General features: G+C 44.2%; 15 protein-coding genes. 13 read left to right on the top strand and 2 right to left on the bottom strand.

Annotation, left to right across the window (positions count from 1 at the left end):
- Positions 1 to 16: 16 nt before the first annotated feature.
- The 10 genes from AC0YN0_RS24815 (at position 17) to AC0YN0_RS24770 (ending at position 11,884) form a co-directional block, all read left to right on the top strand.
- On the top strand, positions 17 to 1,411 hold the full coding sequence (locus tag AC0YN0_RS24815) for an MBOAT family O-acyltransferase (RefSeq protein ID WP_475823657.1): 1,395 nt from the start codon (positions 17 to 19) through the stop codon (positions 1,409 to 1,411).
- A 14-nt stretch (positions 1,412 to 1,425) separates the two neighbouring features.
- On the top strand, positions 1,426 to 2,877 hold the full coding sequence (locus tag AC0YN0_RS24810) for an alginate O-acetyltransferase AlgX-related protein (protein WP_475823656.1): 1,452 nt from the start codon (positions 1,426 to 1,428) through the stop codon (positions 2,875 to 2,877).
- Positions 2,878 to 2,976: 99 nt separating this feature from the next.
- A complete protein-coding gene (gene rfbB, locus AC0YN0_RS24805; RefSeq protein WP_475823655.1) occupies positions 2,977 to 3,999 on the top strand; it encodes a dTDP-glucose 4,6-dehydratase in 1,023 nt (340 codons plus the stop codon).
- Positions 3,996 to 4,850 carry a dTDP-4-dehydrorhamnose reductase gene (rfbD, locus tag AC0YN0_RS24800; RefSeq protein WP_475823654.1) on the top strand — a complete coding sequence of 285 codons (855 nt, stop codon included), beginning with the start codon at positions 3,996 to 3,998 and terminating at the stop codon, positions 4,848 to 4,850. Before rfbB ends, rfbD begins: the two co-directional genes overlap by 4 nt.
- Before the next feature lie 168 nt (positions 4,851 to 5,018).
- Positions 5,019 to 6,425 (top strand): undecaprenyl-phosphate glucose phosphotransferase, encoded by a 1,407-nt coding sequence (locus AC0YN0_RS24795; protein ID WP_475823653.1) that lies wholly within the window; start codon positions 5,019 to 5,021, stop codon positions 6,423 to 6,425.
- Between the two features lie 19 nt (positions 6,426 to 6,444).
- Positions 6,445 to 7,371: a glycosyltransferase family 2 protein gene (locus tag AC0YN0_RS24790; RefSeq protein WP_475823652.1), complete on the top strand. Its 927-nt coding sequence runs from the start codon at positions 6,445 to 6,447 to the stop codon at positions 7,369 to 7,371.
- Positions 7,372 to 7,493: 122 nt separating this feature from the next.
- Positions 7,494 to 8,936 (top strand): cardiolipin synthase, encoded by a 1,443-nt coding sequence (cls, locus tag AC0YN0_RS24785; RefSeq protein ID WP_475823651.1) that lies wholly within the window; start codon positions 7,494 to 7,496, stop codon positions 8,934 to 8,936.
- Between the two features lie 75 nt (positions 8,937 to 9,011).
- Positions 9,012 to 9,200 carry a hypothetical protein gene (locus AC0YN0_RS24780; RefSeq protein WP_475823650.1) on the top strand — a complete coding sequence of 63 codons (189 nt, stop codon included), beginning with the start codon at positions 9,012 to 9,014 and terminating at the stop codon, positions 9,198 to 9,200.
- Between the two features lie 2 nt (positions 9,201 to 9,202).
- Positions 9,203 to 9,388, top strand: coding sequence for an H-type small acid-soluble spore protein (locus AC0YN0_RS24775; protein ID WP_475823649.1), 186 nt, complete (start codon positions 9,203 to 9,205; stop codon positions 9,386 to 9,388).
- 156 nt (positions 9,389 to 9,544) lie between these two features.
- Positions 9,545 to 11,884 carry a YcdB/YcdC domain-containing protein gene (locus tag AC0YN0_RS24770; RefSeq protein ID WP_475823648.1) on the top strand — a complete coding sequence of 780 codons (2,340 nt, stop codon included), beginning with the start codon at positions 9,545 to 9,547 and terminating at the stop codon, positions 11,882 to 11,884.
- 94 nt (positions 11,885 to 11,978) lie between these two features.
- Here AC0YN0_RS24770 and AC0YN0_RS24765 read toward each other — a convergent pair whose 3' ends face one another.
- On the bottom strand, positions 11,979 to 12,290 hold the full coding sequence (locus AC0YN0_RS24765) for a dehydrogenase (protein WP_442051296.1): 312 nt from the start codon (positions 12,288 to 12,290) through the stop codon (positions 11,979 to 11,981).
- Positions 12,291 to 12,369: 79 nt separating this feature from the next.
- Positions 12,370 to 12,816, bottom strand: a complete 447-nt coding sequence (locus AC0YN0_RS24760; protein ID WP_442051297.1) for a cupredoxin domain-containing protein — start codon at positions 12,814 to 12,816, stop codon at positions 12,370 to 12,372.
- A gap of 167 nt (positions 12,817 to 12,983) precedes the next feature.
- On the opposite strand from AC0YN0_RS24760, the gene uptA reads away from it, so the two are divergent.
- From uptA to AC0YN0_RS24745, 3 genes are all read left to right on the top strand, one after another.
- On the top strand, positions 12,984 to 13,592 hold the full coding sequence (gene uptA / locus AC0YN0_RS24755) for an undecaprenyl phosphate transporter UptA (protein WP_442051307.1): 609 nt from the start codon (positions 12,984 to 12,986) through the stop codon (positions 13,590 to 13,592).
- A gap of 61 nt (positions 13,593 to 13,653) precedes the next feature.
- Positions 13,654 to 14,220 (top strand): thioredoxin family protein, encoded by a 567-nt coding sequence (locus AC0YN0_RS24750; protein WP_475823647.1) that lies wholly within the window; start codon positions 13,654 to 13,656, stop codon positions 14,218 to 14,220.
- A gap of 24 nt (positions 14,221 to 14,244) precedes the next feature.
- Positions 14,245 to 14,877, top strand: a complete 633-nt coding sequence (locus AC0YN0_RS24745) for an MBL fold metallo-hydrolase (protein WP_475823646.1) — start codon at positions 14,245 to 14,247, stop codon at positions 14,875 to 14,877.
- The last annotated feature ends 33 nt before the right edge of the window (positions 14,878 to 14,910 follow it).

Raw genomic sequence — 14,910 nt, 5'->3', positions numbered from 1 at the left:
AAAGTTTTGGAAATGGGTGTTCTTCTTGGTATTCAGTTCAATATCGTTCTTGCTGTTTTTTTTTCCGTTTTTCTTATTGATCTACTACTTGCTTCCTTTCAAGCTCAAAAACATTTTCCTACTCACAGCAAGCTATATCTTTTATGCTTGGGGTTCGTCAGAGTTTTTGTACATGCTCGTCATTTCTACATTAATGGACTATATAATCGGATTATGCATCGATCGTACCGAACATCTAAAGCGTAAGAGAGTCTTTGTCTTTTTGTCAGTTACAATAAATTTGTCTTTTTTGCTCTATTTTAAGTATGCAAATTTTTTTATCGAACAATTTAACGACTTCATTGTCGAGTTCGGCATGAATGAAGCCCATTGGGTGAATATTGCGCTGCCGGTGGGTATTTCTTTTTTTACTTTCCATAAAATCAGTTATATCGTCGATATTTATAGAGGCAGAGAGCGCGCTATGCGTTCTTATATCGATTTTTCATTGTATATCGCGCTGTTCCCGCAACTGATTGCTGGGCCTATTATAAGATTTAATGAAATCGCCTCCCAATTTAAGGGGAGATCACACTCGTTTCACAAATTTTTCGAGGGTATGTGGAGATTTTCCATTGGTCTCGGTAAGAAGATTATTTTGGCTAATGCTGCTGGTCAAATCGCGGATGAGGTTTTTGGCATGGCTAATCATGATTTGAGCATGCCGATTGCTTGGATAGGCATTGTTTGTTATGCTATGCAAATTTATTTTGATTTTTCGGGTTATTCCGATATGGCGATTGGGTTAGGCAAGATGATGGGCTTCGACATTCCAGAAAACTTTAATATGCCTTATATTGCAAGAACCATAACGGATTTTTGGAGAAGATGGCATATTTCGTTGTCGAGGTTTTTCAGAGATTATGTCTATATTCCGCTTGGAGGCAATAGAGAGGGCAAGAGAAAAACGTTACGTAATTTGTGGATTGTATTTTTTTTGACTGGCTTCTGGCATGGCGCAAGCTGGAACTTCATTATATGGGGGCTGTTTCACGGTTTCTTTCTTGTAATCGAGAAAAACTATTCCATCTTGACTAGAAATCCGTCGAGATGGAGGATTCTACCTACATTTTTTTTCGTTTTGATCGGCTGGGTATTTTTTCGTGCTGAAACGCTGCCTGATGCTTTGTATTACATTGCTGCGATGCTCGATCCAACCAACATTACGAATCCGTTTCAATTTATCCTTTCCTTATCCTTCAAAAACATTATTCTCTCACTATTGGCCTTGTTCTTCAGCGTCTATACATGTAATAACAAATGGTTGGCTAACGACACCGTCCGGGGTGTATTGTTGCTGATAATTTGGATATACTGCATCATGCTTTTGTCTAATTCCATTTATAATCCATTCATATATTTTAGGTTTTAAAGGAGGGGACGGCTATGACCAAAAAAATATTTGTTGTTATTTTTGCCGTTCTCATGTTTTTGCCATTCGTACAAATGCTTACCGGGATTTTTCCGCAACAAAAACTGGACGAGAAAAGAAAAAAGGTACAGTTTCCTGCTGCAACGTATAATTCGTTTAAGACTGGACAATTTGCGAGGCAGCTCGATGAGTATTGGAACGACCATTTTGGATTTAGAGATACGCTTGTGCAATTGAATGCAACAATTGACGTCAAATTATTTAAATCGTCTCCGAACAATCAGGTGATTATGGGTAAAAATGACTTTGTTTTTTTTCACGGGACGTTGAATGATTATCATCGCATTCCAACGGTTACAGACGAGAAAGTCGAAAAATTTTCAAATCATTTACTTGAAATTCAAAGGTTACTTCAGCAAAAAGGAATTTATTTTATGTTTGTAATAGCTCCAAATAAAAATACAATATATCCTGAATATATGCCTTACAAAAGCTTGAACCCGAAAGAAAAAAATAATTATGACAAAGTATTGGACCGTTTGACCCTGGACGGAGTCAATCATATGGACCTTGTGCCCTTTTTATATTCATTTAAGGATGAATACCAACTGTACGATAAACGAGACACACATTGGAATCAGACTGCGGGATTTCTTGTTTCACTAGAAATCTTGAAAAATTTGAATGCCGGTGTGGAATTCACAAAACAGCCTGGAATCGTCGGTAAACAGAGCGAAAAAGGAAAGGCAGATTTAAATCATATATTGGGGCTCAGGGACGCGGAAAACTACAAAACGAATTATACAGGTACAGTCATTGAATATGGAGCCGTTAAAAACAAGCTGCCAAGCGCGTTTCTTTACCGCGATAGCTTTGGAGCTGATATTAATACTGCAATGTCTCACTATATTGACAACATAAAAACGGTGACATATATCGATAATCCTTTGAGCGAGCAACTTTGGTCGGACATAAGAAAACACAAAATTTTTATTTATGAAGTAGTAGAAAGGTATCTGCCTATCATTATGCAAATGGATTATTCCACAATTACTTTGGACTATCTAAACAGCTTTCAAGAGGGAACGAAAGAAATACTGGATCTAAACAATTTGACCCTTTCGACTCAAGCGAGTTTGCAAGAAAACGGTTCAATAATTCATATGGAAACATTAGGGATTGATCCTACTCTAACGTGGAAATTACCGCCGAGTAAGAAAGTTAGATATGTTGCTGTCCAGTTTGAGAATTTGCCTGACATTGCGCAAGGCCAATTATTTTGGACGACTACTGAGGATCATATTGAGAATGAAGAAAAAAGCCAAAGATTCGAATTAAAATCATCACAGAAGCAATATATTTTCGAAATTGATGATGAGTATGAAATTTTGAGCATCCGATTGGATTTTGGTATGCAAGCCGGATTACGCTTTGATATTAAGGAAATATCCTACTTGTACGAATGATGAAAAGTACAGGCTCTCGATTATTTTCGTTGATGAAAGTGACAAATAAAGTAGAGAGTGTTTCAAAATCGTATTCAATGTGAAAGGTGAGTTGAAATCGTGAAAATCGTAGTGACGGGCGGCGCCGGTTTTATCGGCAGTAACTTTATTCTATATATGCTTAAGCAGCATCCAGACTATGAAATTATTAATGTCGATGCCCTTACATATGCGGGCAATCTAGAAAATTTGAGGTCTATTGAACAGTATCCGAACTACCAGTTTGTTAAAGCTGACATTGCGGAGCTCAACGAGCTAGAGCCGATTTTCCAAGGCGGCTTAGACGCGGTTATTAACTTTGCGGCAGAATCACATGTAGACCGGAGTATTCTGCAGCCAGATATTTTTGTGAGGACTAATATACTTGGTACGCAAGTACTGCTTGATCTGGCTAGGCAATACAATGTCGGCAAGTTCGTTCAAGTGTCGACGGATGAGGTTTACGGTACGCTTGGAGAGACGGGGCTATTCACGGAGGAGACGCCGTTAGCACCGAATAGTCCTTATTCGGCCAGCAAGGCAGGGGCGGATTTGCTTGTTCGCGCTTATCATGAGACGTTCGGAATGAACGTGAATATTACGCGCTGCTCGAACAATTATGGACCGTATCAGTTTCCTGAGAAGTTGATTCCACTAATGATTCAGAATGCGCTCAACGACCGGCCATTGCCGGTTTATGGAGATGGTTTGAACGTACGTGATTGGCTGTATGTAGAAGACCATTGCAGCGCTATTGATCTAGTTCTTCATCAAGGACGTAGCGGTGAAGTTTACAATGTCGGTGGACGTAATGAGCGCAATAATTTACAGGTCGTTCGTACGATACTCGACGCTTTAGGCAAGCCGGAGTCACTTATTACTTATGTTAAGGATCGTCTCGGACATGATCGCCGTTATGCTATCGATGCAGATAAGATACGGCGCGAGCTCGGTTGGGAGCCTAAGTTCGACTATGAGAGTGGTATTAAATCTACCATTGATTGGTATCTTTCGAATAAAGAGTGGATGGAGAAGGTTGTATCGGGAGCGTATCAGGAATACTTTGATGTTCAGTACAAAGAGCGTCTAGGATCAGGAGCATGACAATTCCGAAACTAAAGATTTTAGTTACAGGTGCGAATGGACAACTTGGTCGTGAACTTGCTTTATGGACAACCAATGCAGCGGACATTATTGGTTTTAGTCGGGAAGATCTCGATATTACAAGCTCCGAGCAATGCAAGACTATCCTTAAGAGATATAAGCCGGATGTCGTTATCCATTGCGCTGCTTATACGGCTGTAGATAAGGCGGAGTCTGATTCTGACAGTGCATTTCTTGTAAATGAAGCGGGCACAAGCAATCTGGTAGAAGCTGCAGAAGCAGTCGGCGCTAAGTTTTGTTATATAAGCACAGACTATGTATTCGATGGGACAAGCAGTTTACCGTACGGAGAGCAGGATCAGCCGAATCCGCAGACCGTATACGGTAAGTCAAAGCTTGCTGGCGAGGTTGCGGTTCAGTCGGTATTGGAACGTTACTTCATCGTCCGTACATCATGGGTTTTTGGGAAGTATGGCAATAACTTCGTAAAGTCAATGCTGAACCTGGCAGGGGAGCGCGATCATCTGACGGTCGTCTCCGATCAAGTAGGTTCACCAACTTATACATATGACCTCGCTTCCTTTCTAATCGAACTGCTCCAAACCGAGCATTACGGGATCTACCATGCTTCTAATACGGGAAGCTGCTCTTGGTTTGAATTTGCTGAAGCTATTTTTGAGGAAAGTAAACAGAAAGTGAAGTTAGAACCGTGTACGACAGCCGAATTCCCTCGTCCTGCTCCTCGTCCTGCCAACTCGGTCATGGCACATGGCGCGATTTTGGCGAATGGATTACAAGATCTGCGCCCGTGGCGGGAAGCTTTAAGACACTTTATAATGAACGAAACATGATTGAGATTCGCTTGAAATGATGATATCGATTTAAGTTAGCGCGCCGGATGACTAGAATGGCGCGCTAATTAAATTATATTTGTAAAAAAAAGTTTGGTAGTTTCCTTCCATTTTGCTACAATGCAGATAGAGTCGAATTATAGTAGAATGCAGGTGAATCTTTAGCTAATGATCCGACAAAATCAGCGATTTCTGACACAGCTCTATATGCTGACTGACCTATTTATTACGTTGATCGTTTTTTTGACAGCCTATTGGCTTAAGTTCGAGAGCGAATGGCTACCGCATAATGCCTCTGTTCCGTTCAAAACGTATCTGCTCTGGGGAACGATTTACTCTTTTGCGACCGTGTTAATTGGAATCTACATGCAATTCTATTCGCCCAAGAGACGAAAGGCATTTTCCTTTGAGTTGTTTAAATTGCTACAGGTGCAGTTTATTAGTTTCCTCGGCTTGCTGAGCTTATTGTATTTCGTCAAAGAAGTTCACGTCTCGCGTGAATTTCTAGCTATTTTTATTGCTATGAATATAGTAGGTGTTTCTTTCTATCGATTCGTACTTAAGAGGGTATTAATCTCGTTCCGGCGCCAAGGATTCAATAAGAGATACATCGTCATTCTAGGTGCCGGTTCTGTCGGTCGGCGATTCTATGATAATCTGCAAAATAATCCAGATCTCGGTTATGAAGTCATTGGATTCCTCGATGATTTCCAATCCGAGCATGCGCCTGAGCATCGGTATTTGAAGCCGATTATAGGGAGACTTGACGAGCTGGAGCAGACCATAGATGGGAAGACAGTAGACGATGTTATTATAGCTCTGCCATTAGCTGCCTACGGAAAGTACAGTGAAATTATATCCATTTGCGAGAAGTCGGGTGTCAAAACACTTATTATTCCGGATTTCTTCGATGTGCTACCAGCAAGGCCGTTCTTCGATAACTTCGCAGGCATTCCTCTCATTAACGTAAGGGATGTTCCGCTTGATGAGTTAAGTAACCGAATTATGAAGCGTTGGTTCGATATCTTGTTCTCGCTTGCTGCGATTCTCGTAACGTCTCCGCTTATGCTGTTCGCAGTGATCGGCATTAAGCTGACGTCGCGTGGTCCTGTTCTATTCAAGCAGGAGCGAATGGGGCTCGACCGCAAGTCTTTCCATATGTATAAGTTCCGATCCATGCGCCTATCGTCGGGCAAAGACTCAGATACGCAGTGGACGGTGAAGAACGACCCGCGCCGAACGAAGTTCGGAAGCTTTCTCAGGCGTACTAGCCTGGATGAATTGCCGCAGTTTTTCAACGTATTGCTAGGACATATGAGCGTTGTAGGTCCTCGTCCGGAACGTCCTTATTTCGTTAATCAATTCAAGGAAGAAATTCCAAAATATATGATTAAGCATCAGATCAGACCGGGAATCACGGGTTGGGCGCAGACGAACGGTCTGCGTGGAGACACCTCGATCGAAGAACGTATCGTTCACGACATTTTCTACATCGAAAATTGGACATTCCTATTCGACATCAAGATTATTTACAAGACGGTGCTGAAGGGCTTGATAAATAAAAATGCTTACTGAGCAACAAGCGGTTTGCCGCGTGTCCGTTATTATACCTACATTAAATGCAGGATCTGCCATACATATACTTCTAGATAAGCTTAAGCAACAAACGATTCAACCCTATGAGATCATCGTGATTGATTCTGAATCCGTCGACGGTACGCCGCGGGCAGCCGAGCAAGCAGGCGCCAGGGTCATCACGGTGCGCAGAAGCGAATTTGATCATGGCGGGACACGCAACATGGCGGCAGAGGCAGCGGAAGGTAATATTCTACTGTTCATGACGCAAGATGCGGAGCCGATGAACGAGCATATGATCGATAAGCTAGTTAATCCGTTGCTAGCGCAGGATAAGGTTGTATATTCTTATGCCAAGCAATGCGCAAGACCTGGTGCAGATGTGCTTGAACAACTAGCAAGACAATATAATTATCCGGAGCAGTCGCAATTCAAGTCGTTTGAGCATGTGAGTCAAATGGGGATAAAGACGTTTTTCTGCTCCAACGTTTGCGCGGCGATTCGTAAAAATACGTTCGAGGCGATGGGGAGATTCCAAGCGCCGGTTATATTCAATGAAGATTTGTTTATGTCGGCTCGGTGTATCCTTTCCGGCTTCAAGGTTGCCTATTGTGCGGAAGCGCTCGTTTATCATTCCCATCATTACTCGATCATGCAGCAGCTGCGCCGGTATTTCGATAACGGAGTATCGATGAGATGCAATTCATGGATTATGCCTTACAGCGGTGTGGGCAAAGCCGGATCGGGTCTTGTGAAACTGCAGGTTAAGGCTTTGCTTAGCTCTCGACGATGGCTGCTTATCCCAAGGCTTGTTATTGAATCGGGTGCCAAGCTGATCGGGTATAAGCTAGGTATACATCATAGGCGATTGCCATCCTGTATGAGAAGAAAGCTGAGCATGCATTCACGAATTCTTGAACGATACATTGAACAAAACAAAGTTTGAACGGAGAAGAGCTTTACGGTTATTTATGACCGTAAGGCTCTTTTTTTCGAACAAGTCGTATACTGCCAATAGCTCGCGCCCAAACTACATACACGGAAATAAAATGTATATGGAGGGTTAAGATGGCCGCTTGGCTCGATTGGCTAGTTGCGGCACTGTTGCTGTATATTTTGTTTTTGGCCGTAATTATGCTAATGGAGCATAGGAGGCCTGCTCAGATGACGGCTTGGCTGCTTATTGCTTTAGTGTTCCCTTACGTTGGTTTTCTAGCGTTCATTATGCTTGGTCAAGACTTTAGAAATCGTAAAATGACAAGAAGATTCAAGAGCTATCACAATTATGCTTCGACTAGTTCGCCATCATCGTCGCATAACCAGGTGCATCGCATCGAGGAATTGGACAACGCAGAACTAGTCAACCAGAGGAACTTGTTCGAATTATTGTCGACGATGACACCTTTTGCAATAAAAGCAGGTAATCACACTGAAATATTAACGAATGGAGAAGCAACGTTTGAAGCAATATTGAAGGCATTGAGCGAGGCTAGGCATCATATTCATATGGATTATTATACGATCCGCGATGACGGCATTGGAAGGCGATTTCTTAACATGCTCATTCGCAAAGCACGGGAAGGTGTAGAGGTAAGGATCGTGTATGACGGGGTCGGGAGTCTGCATATAAGCGAGAATTTTTTGAAAGACCTGCACAGAGCGGGCGTTCAGACGAGCTGTTTTTTGCCACCGCGGTTTGCATTCTATGAACGTCGTCTTAATTATCGGAATCATCGCAAAATCGTAGTCGTAGACGGTCTTGTTGGTTTCCTGGGCGGTATTAATATCGGTGATGAGTACTTGGGCAAAGATAAGCGTCTTGGCTTTTGGCGGGATACGCATCTTAAGCTGCAGGGCAACACAGTACATGATTTGCAGCAGCTGTTTCTAAATGATTGGGCCTTTGCCTCCAAGGAGCAGCTGGACGTGCAGCGCTATATGCCAGTGGATTCGTACTCGGGCAAGGAGAATGTGCTTATCGTTCCAAGCGAGCCGGGTCGCAACGATCAGAAAATATTAGACGTAACCTTTGCCGCCATTAATGCGGCGAGGTCGCGTATTTGCATATCTACACCCTATTTCATCCCCGATCCAAGTCTTGTGATGGCATTACGAACAGCAGCGCAAAGCGGAGTAGAGGTCTCACTCATCATTCCGGGAATCGCCGATACGAAGATTGTGCTGTTGACGACGCTATCGTATGTCCAAGATATGCTGGACGCAGGCGTGAAGGTTTATCGGTATCAGAAAGGCTTCATTCATGCCAAGGTGATGATCATCGATCAAATGCTCGCTTCAGTAGGTACGGCCAATATGGATATGCGAAGTTTTTACAGCAACTTCGAGCTTAATGCACTGCTGTTTGATGCGGATGCGATAGAGCGGTTATCAATCGATTTCAACGAAGACCTGAGGCAGAGCCGACAGGTGCTTACCCAGCAATTTACTAAACGACCTTGGAAGCAGAAGGCGGCTGAATCGCTGCTCCATATGCTTTCTCCGCTCCTGTAACAGATGAATGGAATGCGGACTAAAAGGGCATATTTTGCGAGTAACACTTTATAACCTTCTTAGGAGGCGAGCCGAATGGGCGAGACGAACAATGAGGCGCAGCAAGCGGCAGCCGAGCCGCAAAACGAGGGCAGGGACGATTATTTTATGGACATTGACCGTATGGTAAATGAGGGCCTGGGCGGCGGCAACGTAACGATTCAAGGCGGTCTTATTGATGAGACGACAATTGATACGATGGAACCGGAGCAGAGAGGGGATTAAGCTTGGATACGACACGCGCGAAGCAAATTTATAATTCCGATCAGACTTTCTCCGTCATGCTGGACGGCGACTCCGTCTGGATTGAGAATGTCGACGAGGCTAACGGTATGGCTACAGTTCAAGTCGGCGGAAACCCCGTCAATACGAAGACGGTGTCTTGCGATCGACTGCAAGAACAAAGTCACTAGACGTAACGAAAGATCCCGGGTATGCATTGTTGCATACTCGGGATCTTTTTGTTGTTAAATGGAAAAATAATGCGTTACTTCCATGTTAATCATGCGTTAAAATAGAGAGTGCAAACTTAGAGATAAGGTATACATAGACGAGAGGGCGATGGGGTTATGGGAAAGGTGAAAAATAAAAGTAGAGTAGAGAGTAAGCTAATAAGATCGGCATTTAGCATACTATTAGCTTTTTCTTTAATATGCATGCCAGTTATGGGTACCGTTCAAGCGGCAGGCGTATCTTTGACAGCAACTGCCGAGGATGACGAGGAGGGGGAAGAACCTGTTAAGCCCATTGATGAAAGCAAAGCAAAGGTGTCTAAGCAGAAAGCAAATGAAGCTGTTCGCGCATTGTTTCCCGTACTGAACCATGCTGAGATTACCAACACTCAATTAAGATATGAGCCGTATACGACTATGCTGATCTGGGATTTTGAATGGAAGATTAAGGGGAATACGAAAGCTGGAACTTATTTTACTAGTGTAAGCGCAGATAACGGTGAGTTAGTGATGTTTTTTGATACGACCAATCACCCGACCAGTGCACTGAAGATGCTGCTTTCGCGCAATGAAGCGGTTAAGCTCTCCAAACAATTCATAGCCAAAGCCAATCCCTCTTTGACAGTAAGTCAAATGATTCCGGTAAGTAATTATCCTCGCAACAAACCAATAGATCCGCTGTTTGGCAGCTTAGCACATGATTTTGCTTTCGATGTCTGGGTTAATGGGATTCCTTCACAAGGAGAAAGAGTGTATGTAGCCATAGACAGCAGCGGGAAAGTAGTGAAATACGAGGTGAGCAGATATCAAACGGATTATGTCTCCCCCGATTCGATTGTTTCCAAGCAAGAAGCACTTAACAAGTTCCGTGACGAAGTAAAGCTTCAATTGAGGTATGCTACGGATCATACATCGATGGTAATGACATATGCGGGAATAATGCCAATGTATACGCTAGTATATGAAGAAATCAATCGAAGAGATATGGATGCGCTTAGCGGCAAATTTATTGAAGTTGATAACGGTGTCGTAGCATCCACGGACTACTCCGCTTTCGCCCCATCTGGAAAGCCCTTTCTAGCGCATTCGGGTCCGACACTATCAAAGGAACAAGCAATAAAGGCTGTTCAAGCAATTATTTCAATACCGAGCGGATATAAGCTATCCGATTCTTTCTTCGATGATAATAACGGCTATGAAGGCGAACCGAAAGCATGGCATCTCAAATGGGTAAAAGGAAGTCCCGGCGACGGAAACGTTGAAGATCCAAGTGAAATCAATGTACAGATATACGCAGATACCGGTCAAATTATGCGTGTGACCACTGATTTGGAATCCAGTTACTTAGACACATCAAAGGTGAAGGAAATTACAAAAGAGCAGGCGATGGATAAGGCAATCAAGCTCGTGACGGGTTTATACCTGGAAGCAGACAAATTTTACCGTTTAAAAGTTACTGATATGAAAGAAGCCGTTCTCGGGGGCGATTATTTTGTGGCTGAATTCAAACATTTCTATAAGGACATTCCGGTTGACAGCAGCAATATTACGATAAAAATAGACAAACATGGCGATCTGGTTGGCTATAACAGAAATCAATATGACGCTAATGACGTGAATGAATTGCTAGATTATTTGAACTTGAAGCTAGATATAAAGCATGATACGGCACTCGATATCTACAGAGATGCAATGGAGGCCAATCTAGGCTACTATTCAACGATCTATGCGAAAGGGAATCCTGAAGATTGGAGAATCGCAAGTACGCTGGCTTACCGTTTATCTATATTGAAATCAGATAAACCATACTTCGTCCATGCAGGTTCAGGTGAACTGGTGTCTTTAAACAAAGAATTAGAGGTAGAAGAGGATCCAGACGATATGTTTTATCCGAAGGATATTAGTTCACACTGGGCGAGTAAACAGTTGGATATATTATATAAGCATGGTGTATTTCCGCAAACTCTTTACAGCATGGTTTATCCGAACGATCCATTGCTCAAAGGAGAATGGATGGAGATGATTTACTTAAGCTACATACCGAACGAAGATTTTATGGAATGGGGGCAAAATCCGTTCGCTGACGTTGATCAGCAAAGCGATTATGCCTATCCTGTCCAATTTTTTGTTAACCAAGGTTGGTTGACGCCAGCTCCTTCCAAAGAGCTTCGTCCTGAAGAACAGCTAACGAGGGAACAGCTTGCCGTATTGTTATATGGTATGCTGAATGCCGATAAACTGAAGGCGCACATGAAGCCGGAGATTAAGGTAGCTTCGCTGAAGGATGCTTCGCTCATCAAGAACAAGACTGCGGTTGAACTTGTTATGAAGCTAGGCTTGCTTACGCCGGCAAACGGTAAGTTCAGTCCGAATGGGCTCGTTACGCGGGCACAAGCTAGCGTTATCATTATGCGTTTAGTTGAATTGCAAGGGAAAACAAAAGAATCCATTATGTAGTTTTCTACATGGACGAAGAAGAGAGCTATTAGGAGCAGCTTGGAAGCGAATGATCTTCCGCGCTTGCTTTCGAATAGCTCTCTTTTTTATTTCCTCAGCCCCCATAAGACTCCCGAAACGCGGCACACAGAACATCGCGATCAACTTCCCATAGGGCGGCAATGTCCGCGCTCACGTTCTCGTCCCACCAATCGGACTGAAGCTTGCGATTGCTCTGATGCTCTACAATCCATATCAGGTTGAGCAGAACTTTTTTGGTATAAAGACGTTCGGCTTCCTCCATCTTTTCCTTGGAGACCCACAGCTTCATTCGCTTCACGGTGCGGTAGAGCTCGTTGCTGCAGGCTCTGCGGATTTTGCGTGCTGTCGGCAAGCCGTTAGTATGCTTCTGGGCGTTAGGCTTCATATAAAAGAACCGACTCCTCTCTATACCCCATACATATGCGGACGAAGAAGAGAAGGTCACTGCACTGCCTATAGATTGCCTATTGCACTGTTATGTAGCCTACCATAGGCCCATCATGGCGCATGTCGCTATGGGTCAAGCATACAATAGGGTATGTCCCAGGTTTGTCGGCCGTGAACGATACGACCGTCGTTTTGCCTTGGGTTACGGTCCCTCGGACTCCTAGGCCTTCTATTACGAAGGGATGGCTTTTGCCGCTGACGCCGGTAATATGCAGTTCAATGGGCTCTCCTTTGTTTACGATAATGGACCCGGGATCCCAACGGTACACTTCAATTTCTTGGCCGTCTTGCGTTGTCGACTTAATCTCGGTCGTTACGAGCTGGAATACTCTTGCTTGCGTAGGCTGCCCGCTAACGGTACGGGACCCATTCCAGTTCAGGAAAACGGCGACTACGACAACTAGAGCTGTAAAAGCGATTAACAGTTGAATCTGCTTTTTTCGTACGATAAAAACTTTGGACATGAAACGATCACCTCATCTATTCGTATCATTATAGGCTAGTCTATGCGAAGGCTTGTCAGACCATGACAAAAGTGGATGCTGCCATTGCCTTGTGTTAGAATAACCTCAGTGCTAGTGAAAGCGGACAAAGGTAGATTATTAAGATGGAAGGCGGATTGAGAACAGGAATGGAATGGATTAAGGATATTTTGCATGAGGTGCTGTTGTGGGTTGAAAGCTTAGGGTATTTCGGTATTTTAATCGGACTGCTAATTGAAGTTATTCCAAGTGAAATTGTTCTAGGCTTCGGAGGTTACTTAGTATGGAAGGGCGATATCTCTTTCTGGGGTGCCGTTATTTTCGGAACGATAGGTGCTGTCGGACAGAACTGGATTTTGTACGCAATCGGTAGGTACGGCGGTCGTCCTATCGTCGAGAAATACGGCAAGTACATTAAGATCAAGCCCAAGCATGTCGATACAGCGGAAAGCTGGTTCAAAAAATACGGAGCGGGCATCGTGTTCACCGCTCGTTTCGTGCCTGTTATGCGTCAAGTGATCTCGATCCCGGCGGGCATGGCAAGAATGAACTTTTGGCTGTTTACGCTGCTTACGGCGCTCGCTTCGCTGCCATGGTCGATTTTATTCGTTTATTTGGGCAAAACGCTCGGCGACCAATGGGAAAATGTCGGTGAAGAGGCAGCTCCTTATGTACAGCCAGCGATCCTGATCGCCCTCGCGTTGCTGATCGTTTATGTGCTTATTAAGTTTGTACGTTCCCGTGGCAAATCGGTATAATAGATACGTGTAACACTTTAGACGGAAGTCATTCAATAATGACCACGAAAGAGGGATTCAGATGAGCAAAAGCGTAGCAGACAAGCTGGGCAAAGGTATTACTCCACAGCAATTTATTGATGGCATGACCAAAAATAAAGAAGCGTTCATCGGTTGGTATGACAAGTTTGAGTGGACAGACGAATCGGATCGGGAATTGTTCGAGTCGATGAACAATCGTGATGATCTGCGAGTGCTTATCTTGATGGCAGATTGGTGCGGCGATGTTGTACGCAACATTCCGGTTGTGTTCCAGGCGTTGTCGATTAGCGGCATTCCAACAGAAGTTCTTATTATGGAAGAACATTTAGACACGATGGATCAGTTCTTGACGATGGGCGGACGCTCCGTACCGGTCGTTATTATCGCTGATACAGGTGGAGCGGTGCTTGGCACATGGGGGCCAAGGCCAAAATATATTCAAGAACCGATGGTTGCGTTCAAGCAAGAGAATCCTGACCGCGAGGCAGCGGATTATCAAGAGAAGCTGGCGGCAACAAGACAAGAAATCGGACGCCGCTACGGAGAAGGTACGGAATATCAGTCCCTTATTATCAAAGAGCTCCGCGCGTTGCTGGAATCGTTCTAAGGCTTAAGAGTTAGGGGAGCAATTATGAAGATTGAGATGTTTACGTTAGGACCATTGCAGACGAACTGTTATCTGCTCACGATTGAGGAGCAAGAGTCGGGCGAACGCGGCATCATTATTGACCCGGGAATGAATCCGAAGAAGCTGCTGGATCGGATTCAAGGTGTACATATTGAAGCAATTCTACTGACACATGCCCATTTCGACCATATGGGCGGGGTAGACGAAGTTCGGAAAGCGGCGAATTGCCCCGTCTATATTCATGATCTAGAAGCGGATTGGCTGACCGATCCGCGCAAGAACGGCTCGATGCGCTGGCAGGATGTTACGCCGCCGTTGTCGACCGATCCCGCCGAATACGCGCTGGCCGAAGGGCAGACGCTGAATCTGATCGGACAGACATTCAAGGTTATGCATACGCCGGGACATTCGCCGGGCAGCGTTAGCTTCCTGAACGGTGAGCACTTATTCTCCGGCGATGTGCTGTTCAAGTTGAGTGTCGGTCGTACCGATCTCCCAGGAGGCCGTGAACGGGATTTGTACGACACCATTAAGAACAAGTTGTATAAGCTAAGCTCGGATACAATTGTTTATCCGGGGCATGGCGGTCGTACGAAGATCGGCTTCGAAATGGCAAACAACCCGCATACGAGTTAAATTTCAGCTGCGCAGTCCACGGACGGCGCAGCA

The sequence above is a fragment of the Paenibacillus sp. J22P218 genome, assembly GCF_056269195.1.
Note: the sequence above shows the minus strand (reverse complement) of the source record. Positions and strands in the feature narration are given on the sequence as shown.